18 protein-coding genes are annotated in these 16635 nt (G+C 65.7%); 8 read left to right on the top strand and 10 right to left on the bottom strand.

The genetic code is table 11. The annotated features are described in order from the left end of the window. Positions 1–49 precede the first annotated feature (49 nt). From R5H32_RS07880 to mutM, 8 genes are all read right to left on the bottom strand, one after another. Positions 50–676, bottom strand: a complete 627-nt coding sequence (locus tag R5H32_RS07880) for a LysE family translocator (protein WP_318338135.1) — start codon at positions 674–676, stop codon at positions 50–52. A 38-nt stretch (positions 677–714) separates the two neighbouring features. Continuing rightward, the gene (locus R5H32_RS07875; RefSeq protein WP_318338134.1) at positions 715–1155 is read right to left on the bottom strand and encodes a VOC family protein; all 441 of its coding nucleotides are present in this window, start codon (positions 1153–1155) and stop codon (positions 715–717) included. Further along, positions 1152–2267, bottom strand: coding sequence for a DNA replication/repair protein RecF (gene recF / locus R5H32_RS07870; protein WP_318338133.1), 1116 nt, complete (start codon positions 2265–2267; stop codon positions 1152–1154). The genes R5H32_RS07875 and recF overlap by 4 nt, the downstream gene beginning before the upstream one ends. Before the next feature lie 60 nt (positions 2268–2327). Next, a complete protein-coding gene (dnaN, locus tag R5H32_RS07865) occupies positions 2328–3446 on the bottom strand; it encodes a DNA polymerase III subunit beta (protein ID WP_263339374.1) in 1119 nt (372 codons plus the stop codon). 115 nt (positions 3447–3561) lie between these two features. Further along, complete coding sequence (dnaA, locus tag R5H32_RS07860) at positions 3562–4926, bottom strand: chromosomal replication initiator protein DnaA (protein ID WP_318338132.1); 1365 nt, start codon at positions 4924–4926, stop codon at positions 3562–3564. A 533-nt stretch (positions 4927–5459) separates the two neighbouring features. Then, positions 5460–5726, bottom strand: coding sequence for a 30S ribosomal protein S20 (gene rpsT / locus R5H32_RS07855; RefSeq protein WP_318338131.1), 267 nt, complete (start codon positions 5724–5726; stop codon positions 5460–5462). Between the two features lie 150 nt (positions 5727–5876). Further along, on the bottom strand, positions 5877–6653 hold the full coding sequence (locus R5H32_RS07850) for an enoyl-CoA hydratase (protein WP_318338130.1): 777 nt from the start codon (positions 6651–6653) through the stop codon (positions 5877–5879). 61 nt (positions 6654–6714) lie between these two features. After that, positions 6715–7566 carry a bifunctional DNA-formamidopyrimidine glycosylase/DNA-(apurinic or apyrimidinic site) lyase gene (gene mutM, locus R5H32_RS07845; RefSeq protein WP_318338129.1) on the bottom strand — a complete coding sequence of 284 codons (852 nt, stop codon included), beginning with the start codon at positions 7564–7566 and terminating at the stop codon, positions 6715–6717. 84 nt (positions 7567–7650) lie between these two features. Between mutM and ubiE the strand changes: the two genes are divergently transcribed. Further along, on the top strand, positions 7651–8403 hold the full coding sequence (ubiE, locus tag R5H32_RS07840; RefSeq protein WP_318338128.1) for a bifunctional demethylmenaquinone methyltransferase/2-methoxy-6-polyprenyl-1,4-benzoquinol methylase UbiE: 753 nt from the start codon (positions 7651–7653) through the stop codon (positions 8401–8403). Positions 8404–8406: 3 nt separating this feature from the next. Continuing rightward, a complete protein-coding gene (gene ubiB / locus R5H32_RS07835) occupies positions 8407–9936 on the top strand; it encodes a 2-polyprenylphenol 6-hydroxylase (RefSeq protein ID WP_318338127.1) in 1530 nt (509 codons plus the stop codon). A 27-nt stretch (positions 9937–9963) separates the two neighbouring features. Here the strand turns inward: ubiB and R5H32_RS07830 are convergent, their stop codons facing one another. Together R5H32_RS07830 and R5H32_RS07825 are read right to left on the bottom strand one after the other, a co-directional pair. After that, on the bottom strand, positions 9964–10635 hold the full coding sequence (locus R5H32_RS07830) for a flagellar hook capping FlgD N-terminal domain-containing protein (protein WP_318338126.1): 672 nt from the start codon (positions 10633–10635) through the stop codon (positions 9964–9966). Positions 10636–10646: 11 nt separating this feature from the next. Beyond that, on the bottom strand, positions 10647–12464 hold the full coding sequence (locus R5H32_RS07825; protein WP_318338125.1) for a flagellar hook-length control protein FliK: 1818 nt from the start codon (positions 12462–12464) through the stop codon (positions 10647–10649). A 146-nt stretch (positions 12465–12610) separates the two neighbouring features. On the opposite strand from R5H32_RS07825, the gene R5H32_RS07820 reads away from it, so the two are divergent. From R5H32_RS07820 to R5H32_RS07795, 6 genes are all read left to right on the top strand, one after another. After that, positions 12611–12862: a rod-binding protein gene (locus R5H32_RS07820; protein WP_412099000.1), complete on the top strand. Its 252-nt coding sequence runs from the start codon at positions 12611–12613 to the stop codon at positions 12860–12862. Beyond that, positions 12852–13208 (top strand): hypothetical protein, encoded by a 357-nt coding sequence (locus tag R5H32_RS07815; RefSeq protein WP_318338123.1) that lies wholly within the window; start codon positions 12852–12854, stop codon positions 13206–13208. The genes R5H32_RS07820 and R5H32_RS07815 overlap by 11 nt, the downstream gene beginning before the upstream one ends. 205 nt (positions 13209–13413) lie before the next feature. Beyond that, positions 13414–14937: a flagellin gene (locus tag R5H32_RS07810; RefSeq protein ID WP_318338122.1), complete on the top strand. Its 1524-nt coding sequence runs from the start codon at positions 13414–13416 to the stop codon at positions 14935–14937. Between the two features lie 87 nt (positions 14938–15024). Beyond that, a complete protein-coding gene (gene flaF, locus R5H32_RS07805) occupies positions 15025–15399 on the top strand; it encodes a flagellar biosynthesis regulator FlaF (RefSeq protein ID WP_318338121.1) in 375 nt (124 codons plus the stop codon). After that, on the top strand, positions 15396–15800 hold the full coding sequence (flbT, locus tag R5H32_RS07800) for a flagellar biosynthesis repressor FlbT (RefSeq protein WP_318338120.1): 405 nt from the start codon (positions 15396–15398) through the stop codon (positions 15798–15800). Before flaF ends, flbT begins: the two co-directional genes overlap by 4 nt. Next, positions 15797–16624, top strand: coding sequence for a DUF1217 domain-containing protein (locus tag R5H32_RS07795; RefSeq protein ID WP_318338119.1), 828 nt, complete (start codon positions 15797–15799; stop codon positions 16622–16624). The genes flbT and R5H32_RS07795 overlap by 4 nt, the downstream gene beginning before the upstream one ends. Positions 16625–16635 lie beyond the last annotated feature (11 nt).

Raw genomic sequence — 16635 nt, 5'->3', positions numbered from 1 at the left:
TTGGTGACTTGGCTGCTTCGGGCTCGATGCGGCCGTCAAGGCTCAGGCTTCAAACCTCCACCAGCCCGATCAACAGACCGACCGCGATCAGCATCACGCCCGCCGTCACGTTGATGCGCCAGAGCGCGCGGGGCGACTTCAAGAGGCTCCGCGCCTCGCCGACGAGAAGCGCGAGCAGGAGGTTGCCGATCAGCGGCACCGTCATCGAGGCCACCGCGATCGCCGCGATGTCGGGCGCGCTGACATGGCGCAGGTCGAAGAAGCCCGGCAGCACGCCCATGTAGAAGAGCACCGCCTTGGGGTTGCCGAGGATCGCCGCGATCCCGGCCATGAACCCCGCCCATTTCCCCGGCCGGGTCAGCCGCCGGTCGGTCGAGACCGGCTCGCCCGCGTGGCGGATCAGGAGCCAGCCCATCGCGACGAAGACCACGACCGCGACATAGCGCATGACGGTCATGAAGTGGTCGAACTGGTCGACGACCCAGGAGAGCCCGAAGATCGCGACCAGCGGCCAGACGAGATCGCCGATGGTGACGCCCACCGCGAGCGGCCAGGCGCTCGCGAAGCCGCCCGACAGCGCGCGCGCGGTGAGCGCGACCCAGACCGGCCCGGGCGTCAGCCACAGGAGGCCGAGCGCGCCGGCATAGAGAAGAAGCGAGGCGGGGGTGACGGTCATGGCGGTCTCTGTCCGGTGTCGGTACGCGCGCTGTACGCTTACGGCACGTCGGCTGCACGGGAAATGTTCAAGGATCCGTCTTCGGCAAGCGGCCAGAACGGATTCATCGCGACCTCCCAGACATGGCCGTCGGGATCGGCGTAATAGCCCGAGTAGCCGCCCCAGAACACCTTCTCGGGCTTCTTCAGCGGTGTGGCCCCGGCCGCAACCGCCGCCTCCCACGCCGCATCCACCTCCGCCTCGCTCGGAAAGTTCTGCGCCAGCGTCATCGCCCCGGTCCCAAGCCGGGCATCAGGCCGTCCCTGATCCTTCGCCAGCGCCGCGCGGCCGAAGAGCCCGAGCACCGCACCGTGGATCTGGTAGAAGACGACACCCTCCTGCGCCTCGGCCGGAACCCAGCCGAGCGCCTCGTAGAAAGCCCTCGACCGGGCGAGGTCATAAACGCCGAGGGTGATGAGCGTAACCCGTTGTGGTGTCATGACAAATCCCTCTCTCTCACGGTCGACAACCCGCTGTCGTCGGTCACTTCGAACGCCTGCGCCCGGGCGCCCAGCGTCTCGAACAGTTCCGCTCCGGTCCCGGTCAGGAAGGCCTGCGCGCCCAATGCACAAAGTTCGTCATAGAGCGCAGCGCGGCGCCCGGCATCGAGATGGGCCGCGACCTCGTCGAGCAGGAGGATCGGCGGCGCGCCGAAATCCTCGGCCAGCGCCCGCGCATTGGCAAGGATGAGCGAGATCAGCAGCGCCTTCTGCTCACCGGTCGAGGCCTGCGCCGCCGGCACGGCCTTGGCCGCATAGACGGCACCAAGATCAGCCCGGTGCGGACCGACAAGAGTGCGCCCCGCGGCCATGTCGCGGCCCCGACCGGCGCTGTACGCCTCAACCAACGCACTGGCACCATTGGGAAAATCATCTCCGTCCGGCCCGAGGATCGTCAGATCCGCTGCCGGAAAGGCGGTCTCCGCCCCCGTTTGCGCGGCAGCCACCCGAGCCACCGCGGCGGCACGGTTCGCCTGGATCGCCGCCCCCGCCTCGGCCATCTGCGCCTCGAGCGCCGCGTACCAGCCCGCGTCGCGCACCTCGTCGCGCAACAGCCGGTTCCGCTCCCGCATCGCCTTTTCATAGGCCAGTACCGCCTCCGCATGGAAGGGCTCGAACGAGAGCGTCATCCGGTCGAGAAACCGCCGCCGCCCCTCCGCGCCCTCGATCCAGAGCCGGTCCATCGCCGGCACCAGCCAGAGCATCCGGGCGATCCGCCCCAACGAGGCCTGCGCCGCCGGCTTGCCGTCTATGGACACCGTCCGGCTCGCGCCCGGCTCTGCGAAGGTCTCGACCTCGTGGGTCTGATGCAGGCTCTGAAGGTCCGCCTTCAGCTTCCAGCCGAGCGCCTCCGGCCGCCGCGCGATCTCGTCCGGCGCCGCGCGCCGCAGACCCCGTCCGGGCGACAGGAGCGACACCGCCTCGAGAATGTTGGTCTTGCCCGCCCCGTTCGCCCCGAAGATCGCCACCGGGCGGCCGTCGAACGCCATCTCTGTCCGCCGGTGCGAACGGAAATGCGACAGGAGCAGAAATGTCACGGCAAGCCCCGGCAAGACCGCTCAGCCTTTCATCTTGCCAAAAATATCCCCGCCGGAGGCTCCGGCGAAGCCGGATCAGACCCGCATCGGCATCACGACGTAGACCGCCGAGGTGTCGTTGCCCTCGCGCATCAGGGTCGGATCGCCCGAGGAGTTGAACAGGAACACCGCGTTCTCGCGGTCGACCTGGCTCGCGATCTCGAGGAGATACTTGGCGTTGAACCCGATCTCCAGCCGCTCGTCGCCGTAAGCCACCGCCAGTTCCTCCTCGGCCGCGCCGGCATCCGGCGCGTTAACCGACAGCACCAGCCGGTCCTCGTCGAGCTGCAGCTTGACCGCGCGCGAACGTTCCGACGACACCGTCGCCACCCGGTCCACCGCCTTGGCGAATTCCTGGGCATCGACCTCGAGCCGCCGCGTGTTGCCGGTCGGGATGACGCGGGAATAATCGGGGAAGGTGCCGTCGATGACCTTGGAGGTCAGCGTGATCGCCGGCGCGGCGAAGCGGACCTTGGTCTCCGAGACCGAGACCGCGATCTGGGTCTCGTCATCGTCGAGGAGTTTCCTGAGCTCGCCCACCGTCTTGCGCGGCACGATCACGCCCGGCATCGCCGACGCGCCCTCGGGAAGGGCTGCGTCGATCCGCGCCAGCCGGTGACCGTCGGTCGCGACGCAGCGCAGGACCTGACCATCCTCGCCCTGCGCCACATGCATGTAGACGCCGTTGAGGTAGTAGCGCGTCTCCTCGGTGGAGATCGCGAACTTGGACTTGTCGAAGAGCCGGCGCAGCACCGGCGCGGGGGCCGAGAAATTCGCGGTGTATTCCGACGAGGCCATCACCGGGAAGTCTTCCTTCGGCAGGGTCGCGAGCGAGAAGGTCGAGCGCCCCGCCTCGACCGTCAGCCGTCCGGCGGCGCTGTCGTCGGTCAGTTGCACCAGCGCCCCGTCAGGGAGCTTGCGCACGATCTCGTGCAGCATCACCGCCGAGACGGTCGTCGCGCCGGCGCGCTCGACCTGGGCCGGGGCCTTGTCCACGACCTCGATGTCGAGGTCGGTGGCGCGGAAGCTCACGGTGTTGCCTTCCGCCTCGATCAGAACGTTGGCGAGAATGGGGATCGTGTTGCGCCGCTCCACGACAGACTGCGCCTGGCCCACCGCTTTCAGAAGCGTTGCGCGCTCGATACTGATCTTCATATCCGTCCCCTTGAGATCGCCGGGAGGGGAAAGTTAGCAACTTTCCCCCGAGGCTCAAGAATTTTCGGGACTGTCCGATGGAATGGACAGAGGGTCAAGGCCGCTTCTCGCGCTGTCAGCCTTCCAGGAGCCGACGCAGCATGTTGAGATCCTCGGAGAGCTGGCTGTCCGTCGTCTTCAGCTCCTCGACCTTGCGGATCCCGTGCATGATCGTGGTGTGGTCGCGCCCGCCGAACCGGCGTCCGATCTCCGGCAGCGACCGGGTGGTCAGCGTCTTGGCGAGATACATCGCCACCTGCCGCGGACGGGCGATGGTGCGCACCCGCTTCGGGCCGATCATGTCGGACAGCCGGATGTTGTAGTGCTCGGCCACCTTGCGCTGGATCTCCTCGATCGTGACCTTGCGGTCGGAGGCGCGGAGGATGTCGGCAAGGCAGTCCTGCGCGAGGTCGAGCGTGATCTCGCGCCCGACGAGGCTCGCGAAGGCGAAGAGCCGGGTCAGCGCGCCCTCGAGAACGCGGACGTTGGTGGTGATCCGGTGGGCGAGGAATTCCAGCACCCCGTTCGCGAGCTTCAGCGCCGGATACTGGCCACGGTACTGCTCTGCCTTCTGCTGGAGGATTCCGAGCCGCAGTTCGTAGTCGGTCGGATGCAGGTCGACCACGAGCCCGCACTGCAGGCGGCTCTTGATCCGCTCCTCGAGATCCTTGATCTCGCCCGGCGCGCGGTCGGCCGAGATGATGATCTGCTTGTTCTGGTCCACGAGCGCGTTGAACGTGTGGAAGAATTCCTCCTGCGTCGATTCCTTGCCGGCGATGAACTGGACGTCATCGACCATCAGCACGTCGACCGAGCGGAACATCTCCTTGAAGCCCATGATCTCCTTCTCGCGCAGCGCCTGCACGAAGCGGTACATGAACTGTTCGGCCGAGAGGTACAGCACGCGCAGGTCGGGCTGGCGGGTCTGCAGCTCGTGGGCGACGGCATGCATGAGGTGAGTCTTGCCGAGGCCGACGCCGCCGTAGAGGAAGAGCGGATTGAAGGTGACCGGCCCGCCCTCGGCGACACGGCGGGCAGCGGCATGGGCCAGCTCGTTCGGCTTGCCGACGACGAAGCTGTCGAAGGTGAACCGGGCGTCGAGCGGCGCGCCGGGCAGCTCTGCATCTTCGCTGGCGCGCGAAGCAGAGCGCGGCACACGCTTCGGCTGCGCTTCGGTCTTGGCGGGCGGCACGTCGCGTTGCGGCGGGACATGGAACTCGACCCGCTCGACCTCGACGCCGACTCGGGTCAGGTGCTGGCGGATCTGTTCGGCGAAATTGCGCGACACCCAGTCGCGCATGAATTTCGTCGGCACCTCGAATCGGGCAATGCCGTTCTCGAGCGTGTCGAGCTTCAGCGGCTCGATCCAGGACGCAAAGTTGTTCTTGCCAACGGACTTGAGAAGTTCATTTCGGACCTGCCCCCAGGATTCTTCGATCATTTTTTGCTTTCTCACGTCTCTTACCAAAGCCCAGCGCCGCAGAAGCACCGGTCCCCCCACCCATATCGATCCATCGTCCGCCAAGGGTGATAATGCTCCGCCGTCCGGCTTGTCGCCGGCTACTACCGCCTAAAGCAGGGCGGTACGGGCATCATGGACATGGCAGCATCGGATATGAACCAGATCCCGCCGGACCCAGCCCCCCCAACAAGAGCCTCAAGCGCAGACCGATGGCCAGCGCCCTTTAGCAAACCCGTGCGCCGCAAGCATCGACGCACGCATAGGGACGTGACAGGTGCAGCGCCTGCCCGATCCCACTGGTTACCGCATGTCTCCCCAAGACGATGTGAATCGCAGGTTGACGCTAGCAAGCCGGACAAAGACCCCGCAACAGAACTTCGCGCTTGACTCACGCTTTGCCGAAACGAATCCGGCGGTTCGTGCAAAAGGGGCACAGGGTCTTTGCGAAGTCGTAAAATGCAAAAGGCGCAGCCGGTGGCCGCGCCTTGCAACTTCCAAGCCTTTCGAATGGCTTAGGCGGTCAGCGCCTTCACGCGGGCGGCCAGGCGCGACATTTTGCGCGCGGCGGTGTTCTTGTGAACGACGCCTTTGGTCACTCCACGGGCCAGTTCCGGTTGGGCAGCGCGCAGCGCGACCATGGCCGATTCCTGGTTTCCGGAGGCGATTGCCTCTTCGACCTTGCGCAGGAAGGTACGAATCCGCGAACGGCGGGCTTTGTTTACGTCTTGACGGCGCTCGGACTGGCGGGCGCGCTTCTTGGACTGGGGCGTATTGGCCATATGTGGTTTCCCAACTTCCGGGTCTGTTTCAATTCGATAACGCGACAGAACCCGGGCTCCCAGTGAACCGGTCGATTCCAGCCTGAGCGGGCTCCACGCGCATGTGACCGCGCTCCCTTAAGGGAAAACACGAGCAAAGGAAAGGGGGTTTCAGCGGTCGCGAAACTGCGGCTGTCGCTTTTCCAGGAAGGCGCTCATGCCCTCCTTCTGGTCCTCGGTGGCGAAGAGCGCGTGGAAGAGGCGCCGCTCGAAGAGGAGGCCCTCGCGCAGCGTCGTCTCGTAACTGCGGTTCACCGCCTCCTTGACCGCCATCGTGGCGAGCGCGGATTTCTCGGTGATCTTGCGCGCCGCAGCCATCGCCTCCGGGATCAGCTTCGCGGCCGGCACGACCCGGCTGACGAGACCCGAACGCTCGGCCTCGACGGCGTCCATGAAGCGGCCCGTGAGATGCATGTCCATCGACTTCGCCTTGCCGACGAAGCGGGTCAGCCGCTGGGTACCGCCGATTCCGGCGACGACGCCGAGATTGATCTCGGGCTGGCCGAACTTGGCGGTATCGGCGGCGATGATGAAGTCGCACATCATCGCCAGCTCGCAGCCGCCGCCGAGCGCGTAGCCCGCGACCGCAGCGATGATCGGCTTGCGGCAGCGCATCATCGGCTCTGTATTGCTGCCGAAGAGGTCGCTGGTGAAGACATCGACGAAGCTCTTCTCCGACATCTCCTTGATGTCGGCACCGGCGGCGAAGGCTTTTTCCGATCCGGTGAGGACGATGCAGCGCACCTTTTCATTGGCGTCCGCAGCGGCGAGCGCGTCGCCCAGTTCGTCAAGGAGTTTCGCGTTGAGCGCGTTGAGTGCGTCTGGCCGGTTCAGGCGGATCAGCGCGACGTAGTCTTCGATCTCGACGATCAAGGTCTCGTAAGCCATTCGAGGGGCCTTTCGTTCTGCTTTGATGGCAACACCTATCAGCCCGACCGGCGGGATCAAGTCATCTTTGGCAGGCGGGGCAGTAGAAGGTGGATCGGCCGGACTGGACGATTCGGCGGATCGTGCCGGTACAGCCGTCATTCCGGCATTTCCCGCCCGCTCGGTCGTAGGCGCGGAATGAATGCTGGAAATAGCCGAGCTCGCCGTCGGCGCGGCGGTAATCCTTGAGGGAGGATCCGCCGGCCTCGATCGCCTCGGCAAGGACCGCGCGCACGATCGGGACGAGGGCGGCAATGCGCGCCGCCGAAATTTGCCCCGCCTTGCGGCGCGGATCGATGCGGGCGCGGTTCAGAACCTCGCAGACATAGATGTTGCCGAGCCCGGCCACGAGCCGCTGGTCGAGGAGCGCGGCCTTGACCGGCATGCTTCGCCCCTTGAGCCGCTGGACCAGATATTCTTCGTCGAAGGCGTTGCCGAGCGGTTCGGGGCCGATGTCACGTAGGAGCCAGTGGGTGTCGGCACTTGCCGTATCCATAAGGTCCATCGCGCCAAAGCGTCGCGCGTCGTTAAAGGTGATCCGCGCGCCGCCCTCCATGTCGAGGATGACGTGGTCGTGGTTCGCTGGCGCGGGGTGTTCGTGATGAAAGCCGCCGATCGTCACACCCGAAATCAGCATCCGCCCCGACATGCCGAGATGGACGAGCAGCGTCTCGCCGGTCGAGAGGTCGGCAAGGATGTATTTCGACCGCCGCCTGAGCCTCAAGATCCGCGCGCCTGTCAGCCGCTCAGCCATGCGTCCGGGAAGGGGAAAGCGCAGGTCCGGACGGTTCACCTGCGCCCGTTCGATAACGCGCCCTTCCATCGCGGGTGCGAGCCCCCGGCGCACGGTCTCCACTTCGGGCAGTTCGGGCATTTCGCCTCGTGTCCTTTCCGCCGCATTGTCTCTGCGGCCAAGGCTTCTATAAGAAGGGCGAGTTCAAAGGAACGGCAAGGGGCCATGACCGAGACCGATACCCGCACCACCCATTTCGGGTTCAAGACCGTCGCCGAAGGCGACAAGGCCGGGATGGTCCATGGCGTCTTCACCCGCGTCGCCAACCGCTACGACGTGATGAACGACCTGATGAGCGCGGGAATCCACCGGCTCTGGAAGGACGCGATGATGGACTGGCTCGCGCCGCGTCCGGGCTCGCGGCTCCTCGATGTCGCTGGCGGGACCGGCGACATCGCTTTCCGCTACCTCAAGCGTGCCGAAGGCGCGACGGCGACCGTGCTCGACATGACCGAGTCGATGCTTCTCGAAGGCCAGAAACGCGCCGATGCCGAGAACATGGCCGACCGTCTCAGCTGGGTCGTCGGCGACGCGATGGCGCTGCCGTTCGAGGCGAACACCTTCGATACCTACACGATCAGCTTCGGCATCCGGAACGTCACCCGCATCCCCGACGCGTTGTCGGAGGCTTACCGCGTGCTTAAGCCCGGCGGCCGGCTGATGGTGCTCGAGTTCAGCCAGATCCCGAATCCGGGCCTGCAATGGGCCTATGACCGCTATTCCTTCAACGTCATCCCGGTGATGGGCCAGATCGTCGCGAACGACCGCGACAGCTACCAGTACCTCGTCGAATCGATCCGCAAGTTCCCGGATCAGGAGAATTTCGCCGCGATGATCCGCGCCGCCGGCTTCGAGCAGGTGAAGTACCGCAACCTCACGATGGGCGTCGCGGCGCTCCATTCCGGCTGGAAGATCTGAGCCTTGCGCGGCCCCCATAATCTCTGGCGCCTGATCCGGACCGGCGCGACCTTCGAGCGGACCGGCGCGATGAAGATCGCGCTCGAGGCGATGGAAACGCCGCCGCGGCTCCGGCTTCTCGCGCGCGTCGTCGGCTGGCCGTTCAAGTGGCTCGGCTATCGCGGAAATCCGGCCGAGCCGCCGGTAACCCGGGCGCTGACGGCACTCGGACCCGCCTACATCAAGTTCGGGCAGATGCTCTCGACCCGGCCCGACGTGGTGGGCGAGGAACTTGCGAACCAGCTCCGTGTCCTGCAGGACAAGCTGCCGCCCTTCCCGACCTCGGTTGCCAAGGCGACGGTCGAGGCCGAGCTCGGCCAGCCGGTTGATGCGCTCTTCTCGGAGTTCTCCGAGCCGGTGGCGGCAGCCTCAATCGCCCAGGTACACCGTGCCCGGCTCGCCGAGGGCGGCGAGGAGGTCGCGGTCAAAGTGCTGCGCCCTGGTATCGAGCGCGCCTTCCAGCGCGACATCGACGCCTTCCACTTCGCCGCCGGGCTCATCGAGCTTCTGTTGCCTGGCTCGCGGCGGCTGAGGCCAACCGACGTCATCAGCCATTTCGAGAGCGTGGTGATGGGCGAGCTGGATCTCCGGCTCGAAAGCTCTGCCGCCTCCGAATTCGCCGCGAATACTGCGAAGGACGAGGGATTCCAGGTTCCCGCCCCGCACTGGGACCTGTCGTCGCGCCGGGTGATGACGCTCGGCTGGGCCGAGGGGATCCCGCTCGGTGACGTCGCGGCGATCCGCGCGGCCGGGCATGACTGCGTCGAGCTGTCCGAACGGGTGCTGCAGCTCTTCCTCAGCCATGCCCTGCGCGACGGCTATTTCCATGCCGACATGCACCAAGGCAACCTCAAGGTCGCGCCGAACGGTGACATCATCGCCTATGATTTCGGCATCATGGGCCATATCGACGAATATACCCGGCGCGTCTATGCCGAGATCCTGATCGGCTTCATCCGCAAGGACTACCGCCGTGTCGCCGAGGTCCATTTCGAGGCGGGCTATGTGCCGCAGGACCGCGACATCGACGAGTTCGCCCGCGCGCTTCGCGCGGTGGGCGAGCCGATCTTCGGCATGGATGCTAACCGAATCTCGATGGCACGGCTTCTGGCCTATCTCTTCGAGGTGACCGAACGGTTCGGGATGCAGACCCGGACCGAGCTGATCCTCTTGCAGCGGACGATGGTCGTCGTCGAGGGCGTCGCCCGCTCGCTCAATTCCAACATGAACATGTGGCAGGTCGCCCGCCCCGTCGTCGAACGCTACATCCGCGAGAGCGTCGGCCCCAAGGCGCTGGTCCGCGACCTGATCCTAACCGCTCGGGTGCTCGGACGTTTCGGGCCACGGCTGCCGCAGATCGCCGAGGCGATGCTGATCAACCAGACCGAACGCGCGGAGCCCGCACGGCGGCGCCCGGCGCTGGAAACGGCGCTGCTGATCACGCTCGGCGCCGCTCTGGCGGGCGGCGGGTTCGCGCTCGCCATGCTGATCTGAGCAACCGCTTCGAACCGGCGTCGCGGGTCACCGCGACCCGGCTCCGCGCATTGACTTGATGTCGGAAGGCGCAACCTGCGCGCCACCGTCGAGCACCACGACCGGGCCGTCCGGGCCGTTCTGGACCTCCGCGATGCGCGCGAAGCTTTCGACATCGGACACGCCCATCGGCTCTCCGGCCGCGTAGCTTTCGAGCCGGAAGCTGTAGAGGCCCGACGGCAGTGGCCCGCCCCGCGAATCCGTCCCTGCCCAGACCAGTGGCTCGCCCGAGACCGGCGCCGGCGACCGCATCACTTCGCGTCCCTGGGCGTCGTACGCGACGAGCTTGATCTCATCCGCACCGGCCTCGGGCGCCGGGTAGAGCGTCAGGGGGGTGCCGTCGAACAGGACCGGCGCAGAACTCCGCGCCTCCATGCCGACCCAGGATGCCATCTGCGCCATGCCCGAAAGACCGAGCTGGGCCGAGAGCGATTCCAGGAGCGTGTTGGTTTTCACCTGCTGCTCGACGCCAGAGAACGTCGCAAGCTGGGCGGCATAATCGGTGGAATCGATCGGGTTCAGCGGATCCTGGTTCTGCATCTGTGTCGTGAGCATCACGAGGAAAGTCTGGAAATCGCTGTTGATCAGCGTCCCGTGCTGGTTCTTGGCGCGGGCCGTGGCTGCTGTTGCTTGTGATCCGGTCTGTGTAACTGCGTCCATTCCGTGTCCCTTCACAGCCTGAGGTCGAGTCCGCCAGAGTCACCCTGGCGCGGGGAAATGCCTGCCGATCCCGCCCGACCCGGGACGGATGCCGGCGCGGCGTCGTGCTCGGCCGGAGCGTCGGTGGCTTCGCGCTGCGTGTCGGGCGGCCGGTCCTGACCGTGTCCGAAGGAAAAGGCCAGGTTCGAGAGGCCGAGATCGCGGAAATCCTGTACCAGTTGGTCGATATGCCGCCGTAGCAGGTCGATCGTGTCGGGCCGGTCGGCCTGCACGGTCAGTGTCAGGGTGCCGTCCTGGGTCGACATGGATATCCGGACCCGTCCGAGTTCCTCCGGCGATAAAGTCAGTTCAACCGCGCCGTCCGGGAATTGCGTGATGGCTTCAGCGAGCCGGTGACCAAGACCCGGCGGCAGATGCGCCGCCCCTGGCCCAGTCGGCACGGCGCGATCCGCCTGCCGCCTGCCCAGAGCTGCGTCCTGTGTCGCGAGGGCCGCAAGGTCTGCCATGAGTTCGCCGAAGGCGCCGTCCGAAGGGGCCGGGTCGGACAGATCGCGGACCGGAGGTGAAGTTGCCGCCACGGCCGGCGCGGTTTGGCCAGGCGATACGGCTTGCTCCACCCCTGCCGCAGGAGGTTTCCCGATCCCGGTTGCGCTGCCGGATCGCGATTCGGAGGCCGCAGCGGTCTCGCTGGCCTCGCCTGAAGGCGATGTCACGATCCGGGGGTCGGCACGTTCCGGACCAGCCCGCGGACCGGTTTGCGTCTGGGCGGCCGTCTCGATCTGCGGCGGCGTATCCCGGCTAATGTCCGACGTTTCGCGCCCCGCGACCCGAACCGCACCGGTCCCGCCTGCCTCAGGCGATGGAACTGCAGCCGCGACCTCGTGCGTCAAACTGGATCCAGCCCACGGCTTCAGTTGGTGCCCAAAGGTGCCTGGCGCCGACGAGGCGCCGGGTTTGTCGGCCGGACCCGTGTTGGCCGTCGGTTCGGGAAAGGGCGGATTGGCAGGTCGCATATCGGGTTCAGATATTGCGGCGCGGACGTGCACAGCGAAAGGCGCTGCGACGTCGGGCGATCGATTCGGAACTTCGGCCGAAGCCGGGACCGGTGCGGTCTGAAGAAGCGGCGATGCCGTGGTGGCTGCGCGAGCCGAGGCCGTGAGGTCGGACTGGCGTGGCCGCGTGGCGGACAGCGCCATGGTCTGCGAAGACCCCGGATCCGTTCCAACCGTTGCCCCATCCTCTCGGACGGCCGGAAACGCGACGGCCGACGCGTCGAGTGGGCGTCCGTCCCGGCCCAGATCGCGGCTGACCGGCTCCGGCACGCGGTCGACGACCGCGGTTCTCTCGTCCCGACCCTCGGCGACTGGCGGCGTGCCCGTCCGCACATCTTCCAATGCGACGGATGTCGCCCACGCGTCGCCGACCTCCTCCATGCTCGGGGATGTCTGGCCCGCTTTCGATGTAGCGCCGGCTTCCTTCGCCGCAATCTTCAACATGGATCCGCCGGAAGCCACGGCGATTTCGGGCGTAAGGAGCTCGTCATCTTCCGATTTGGGCGCTTGCCCGTCTGCGGCCACCAGGTCGCTTGAGGATTGCCCCGCCCTGTCCCAGCGTGGCGCTGCGCCACCTTCCGCGGTTGCGCCTCGAACGAATCCGGCCAGCACCTGCAAGCCTGTGTCGGGCGTACCACCGACTGTGTCGGAATCCTCCGGCCCGTCGAGCGTGGACAGGAACAGAGCCAGGCTCCCGGCGGGGCCGGGTTCTGCCGAGGTGTCGTCCCGGGGTGGACGGTGTGCCCGCAACGGGGCCGCGTGTGCGATCGGGTCCATGCTTCACGACTGCTGCCTGAGTCCCGTCAACCATGGCAGGACGAGGTTACCGCTTCTTTACTCCACCCCGGCCATAGTCCGCGAAACGCGCATGTTCGGAGAGAATGCCGATGACCGGGATTTCGGCGACACCTTTGCCGCAGGCCTTGACGGAGCCTTCGCGGATCCAGGCGCTGCGCTCCGCCGCGGAGGCGATGGAGGCGCAATTCATCAGCGAGATGCTGAAGTCCGCCGGGCTGGACCAGGCGCGCGACAGTTTCGGTGGAGGCGCTGGAGAGGAGCAGTTCGCCTCCTTCCTGCGCCAGGAACAGGCCGGCGGGCTGGCGCGAAACGGCGGATTCGGTCTGGCCGAAAGCATCTTCGAGGCGCTGATGCGGAGAGCTGGCGATGCGGCATGATTCGCTGCGCGTGATCGACGATCTGGTGGAGCTCCTTGTGGTGGAACGCCGCGCGATCCTGGACGGTGACTTGGCGGCGCTCGCTGCCTTTGTCGGGCGCAAGACGGCGCTGATCGAGGCGCTTTCCGGGATTGATGACAAGATTGCCACGCCGCGCCTTGCTGGCCTGCGCGAGCGGGCGGAAGGCAATCGGCGCCTGCTGGCGGCGGTTCTGTCGGGGGTGAAGGCGGCGCGCGCGCGGTATGACCTTGTCCGTCAGACGGGCTCGCGGCTCGAAACCTACGACCGGTCCGGCCGCCGCCAAAGCGTGGCGTTCGGCGCCGGCACCGTCGAGCGGCGCGCCTAGGCTACGGGTCATTTGATTAAAAAAACGCACAATCAACGCCTTGCCTTAGCGATGTCTTAGATTTTGAGCGTCAGTTTCGGTCTTGCATCCGGGATCGGATGGCGCGGCGGGTGGTCCCTGTCGCAGCGGTCAGAACGCCTCCGGCGCCGCAAGCAGCGGCTTATGTAACCCGGCGCAAAGCGCCGAAACTGCGAAGGATCGAAACATGTCGAGCATTCTGACGAATACCAGCTCCATGGTGGCGCTGCAGACGCTCAAGGGCATCAACTCCAACCTGTCGAAGACTCAAGCCGAGATTTCCACTGGCAAATCCGTGGGCTCTGCCAAGGACAACGCCGCAGTCTGGGCGATTTCGAAGGTGATGGAGGCGGATGTAAAGGGTTTCAAGGGGATCGCCGACAGCCTCAGCCTCGGCGAATCCTCAGTCGCGGTGGCGCGCCAGGCCACAGAAACGGTCACGGACCTGTTGACTGAAATCAAGGGCAAGGTCGTCGCCGCGCAGGAGCAGAACGTCGACCGCGGCAAGATCCAGACCGACATCGATGCGCTGACCGAGCAGATCAAGTCCGTCGTCAACGCGGCGCAATTCAACGGGCTGAATCTGCTCAAGGGCACCGAGGACATGAACATCCTGTCCTCGCTCGATCGTGCGGGGGACGGCTCGGTGACCGCCGCGAACATCACGGTCGGACGCAAGGACCTGACGACAAGCGCCGGGGTGTACGGAAGCGGGACGTCGCTCGCCCCGAACGCCGTCATCGCGGGCGGCGCCACCGCCGTGGCGTCGACAGGCAACAGTGCCGTCGTGACCTTCGCCGGTACCGCTGCCGACTACTCGGCGGCAACCGCGACACTGACGGTGGCGGGGGTTGATCTCAACTACTCCGGTCAGGCCGGGCACACCGAATCCTCTGCGGCGTCGTTTTTCTCTTCCGCTATCAATGCGCTCGGTCTTGAAGGAATCACGGCTTCGGTTTCGAGCGGGGCGCTGACAATCACTTCGACGCGGGCCTTCGACAGTGCCAAGGTGACCGTTGGAGCGCTCCTCGGCAACGCTGCTGGTACCCAGATCACGTCCCTCAACGGTTCGTCAGTCACGCAGGCGAGCGGCGACATCGCCAACAGGGCCGAGCAGATTGATTTCTCCACGTCAGCCGCCGTGAAAGAGGGCGACGGTTACAAGGTTACGATCGGATCCGGCGCCTACAACTACGTCGCCGGCAAGGGCGAGACCATGGAGGACGTGGCCAAAGGCCTCAAGACCGCGATCGACTCGGCCGGCCTCACCGGGATCACCACCAAGGTCATGCAGAACTCGTCGACCGGTCAATGGAGTCTGAAAGTCGACAACTCCGGCGCCAGCAAAGGATTCTCATCGACGGGCAACGAAGGCGGGACGGCATCGGGCGGGCTCTTCGGGCTTGACTCGATCGATGTGACAACGAACGCGGGCGCCGATTCCGCGCTCGATAACATCGAGACGATGATCAATAGCTCGATCGCCGCCGCGGCGTCTTTCGGTTCGGCCCAGGGCCGGATTGAGATCCAATCGGAGTTCGTCGGCAAGCTGTCCGACGCACTCAAGACCGGGATCGGCACCTTGGTGGACGCTGACATGGAAGAGGCGTCGGCGCGACTCCAGGCGCTACAGGTGCAGCAGCAGCTCGGCGTCCAGTCGCTGTCGATTGCCAATCAGGCACCGCAAAACATCCTGTCGCTGTTCCGTTAACGGCTTTGGCCGGGGCGTCCGTACGGCGCCCCGGCTTCCCGCGGAAAACCCGCGAAGCGACGCAAACCGTCATCGGAAGGTATCCAAGTGAACGCACATCTCCTGGCCAGGTCGGCCTATGCCGGCGCCGCGGCTCCCACCCGCACCGGCCGCGGCACGGAATACGAGGTCTTCGCCCGCGTGACCCACCGGCTCAAGAGCGCCGGACGCGGCGACGGCGACTTCAACACTCTGGTCCGCGCACTGCACGACAATCGCACCCTGTGGACGACGCTCGCCGCCGATGTTGCGATCGAGACCAATCAACTTCCTAAAAGCCTCAGGGCTCAGATCTTCTACCTTTCGGAGTTCACCGCCCATCACACCCGCCGCGTCCTCGCCGGCGAGGCCGGGGTCACTGTGCTGATCGACATCAATACCGCAGTGATGCGCGGCCTGCGCAACGAGGGGAATCTGGCATGAGTGGCCTCGTTCTCAAGTTGGCGCCGCGCGAGCGGGTACTGATCAACGGCGCAGTGATCGAAAACGGTGACAAGCGCTCGCGGCTCGCGATCTTGACGCCGGACGCCAACATCTTGCGCCTGCGCGATGCGATCCATCCCGAAGAGGTCAACACGCCGGTGCGCCGGGTCTGCTACATTGCCCAGCTCGTATTGTCGGGCGACGCCAATCCGAAGGAAGCGCGCCACCAGATGCTGCGAGGCATCGAACAGCTTAGCCAAGCGCTGACCGACCACGACAGCCGAACGCAGCTCGCTACCGCGACCACTGCTCTGCTCGCCGACCAGTTCTATCCGGCTCTCAAGGCGCTGCGCGCGCTCCTGCCAAGAGAAGCCCGGCTTCTGGCGGCCGCCCGAGCATGAGCTTCACGCCGGTTGTCCCGTTCGGCGGTTATGCCGGCTGGAAGTTCGTGGTCCGGACACGCGCCGCTCAACAGGAGGCCTTCTTCTCGAGCGCCCCACAGCAAAGGGAGGAGGCCTATTTCCGCGAGCGTATCGGCGCGATCGGGAGCGCCGAGGCGTTGGTTTCGGATCGTCGTCTGCTCTCGGTCGCGCTGGGCGCCTTCGGACTCGGTGACGACATCAACAACCGGTACTTCGTCCGCAAGATACTTGAGGATGGTACGCTCGATCCCGATGCGCTGGCAAACAAGCTCGCCGACAAGCGCTATCTTGAATTCTCCAAGGCGTTCGGATTCGGAGATTTCGCCGTACCAAGTACAAAGCTGTCGGACTTCGCCGACAAAATCTTGGCTGGCTACCGGACGCGCCGCTTCGAGGCCGTCGTCGGCGATCAAGACCCGCAGATGCGTTTCGCCCTGAATTCCGAGCGTGAGCTTGGCGTGCTGGCGACAAGGTCGATCTCGAACGATGCAAAGTGGTTCAATGTGCTCGGCTCGCCACCCCTGCGCGAGGTGGTTCAGGTGGCTTTTGGCCTGCCGCGTGCCTTCGCATCCATTGATATCGACCAGCAGGTGTCGGTTCTTAAGAACCGGGCCGAGAGGTTATTAGGCTCATCCGATGTTGGGCAGTTCACCGCGCCCGATAAGGTGGAGGATCTTGTGCGCCTGTATCTGTTGAGATCAGAAACACAAGGCTTCGGGGCCGGCTATTCAGCGTCCAACGCAGCGCTCACGCTCCTTCAGTCAGCCGGCACGCGCGGCAGGCTCCTGTCCCGGCGAGTTTGAGACGGGATAAC

The sequence above is a fragment of the Defluviimonas sp. D31 genome (assembly GCF_033436765.1).
Taxonomy (GTDB): Bacteria; Pseudomonadota; Alphaproteobacteria; order Rhodobacterales; family Rhodobacteraceae; genus Albidovulum.
The sequence above is the reverse complement of the archived record's forward strand: the minus strand, read 5'-3'. Positions and strand labels throughout refer to the sequence as shown.

Excerpts from the sequence above, each read along its gene's own strand:
- dnaA (WP_318338132.1), bottom strand. The coding sequence starts at position 4,926 with ATGATCGAAGAATCCTGGGGGCAGGTCCGAAATGAACTTCTCAAGTCC.
- R5H32_RS07880 (WP_318338135.1), bottom strand. The coding sequence starts at position 676 with ATGACCGTCACCCCCGCCTCGCTTCTTCTCTATGCCGGCGCGCTCGGC.
- R5H32_RS07875 (WP_318338134.1), bottom strand. The coding sequence starts at position 1,155 with ATGACACCACAACGGGTTACGCTCATCACCCTCGGCGTTTATGACCTC.
- rpsT (WP_318338131.1), bottom strand. The coding sequence starts at position 5,726 with ATGGCCAATACGCCCCAGTCCAAGAAGCGCGCCCGCCAGTCCGAGCGC.
- ubiE (WP_318338128.1), top strand. The coding sequence starts at position 7,651 with ATGACCGAGACCGATACCCGCACCACCCATTTCGGGTTCAAGACCGTC.
- R5H32_RS07850 (WP_318338130.1), bottom strand. The coding sequence starts at position 6,653 with ATGGCTTACGAGACCTTGATCGTCGAGATCGAAGACTACGTCGCGCTG.
- R5H32_RS07810 (WP_318338122.1), top strand. The coding sequence starts at position 13,414 with ATGTCGAGCATTCTGACGAATACCAGCTCCATGGTGGCGCTGCAGACG.
- mutM (WP_318338129.1), bottom strand. The coding sequence starts at position 7,566 with ATGCCCGAACTGCCCGAAGTGGAGACCGTGCGCCGGGGGCTCGCACCC.
- flbT (WP_318338120.1), top strand. The coding sequence starts at position 15,396 with ATGAGTGGCCTCGTTCTCAAGTTGGCGCCGCGCGAGCGGGTACTGATC.
- dnaN (WP_263339374.1), bottom strand. The coding sequence starts at position 3,446 with ATGAAGATCAGTATCGAGCGCGCAACGCTTCTGAAAGCGGTGGGCCAG.
- R5H32_RS07795 (WP_318338119.1), top strand. The coding sequence starts at position 15,797 with ATGAGCTTCACGCCGGTTGTCCCGTTCGGCGGTTATGCCGGCTGGAAG.
- R5H32_RS07825 (WP_318338125.1), bottom strand. The coding sequence starts at position 12,464 with ATGGACCCGATCGCACACGCGGCCCCGTTGCGGGCACACCGTCCACCC.
- R5H32_RS07830 (WP_318338126.1), bottom strand. The coding sequence starts at position 10,635 with ATGGACGCAGTTACACAGACCGGATCACAAGCAACAGCAGCCACGGCC.
- R5H32_RS07815 (WP_318338123.1), top strand. The coding sequence starts at position 12,852 with ATGCGGCATGATTCGCTGCGCGTGATCGACGATCTGGTGGAGCTCCTT.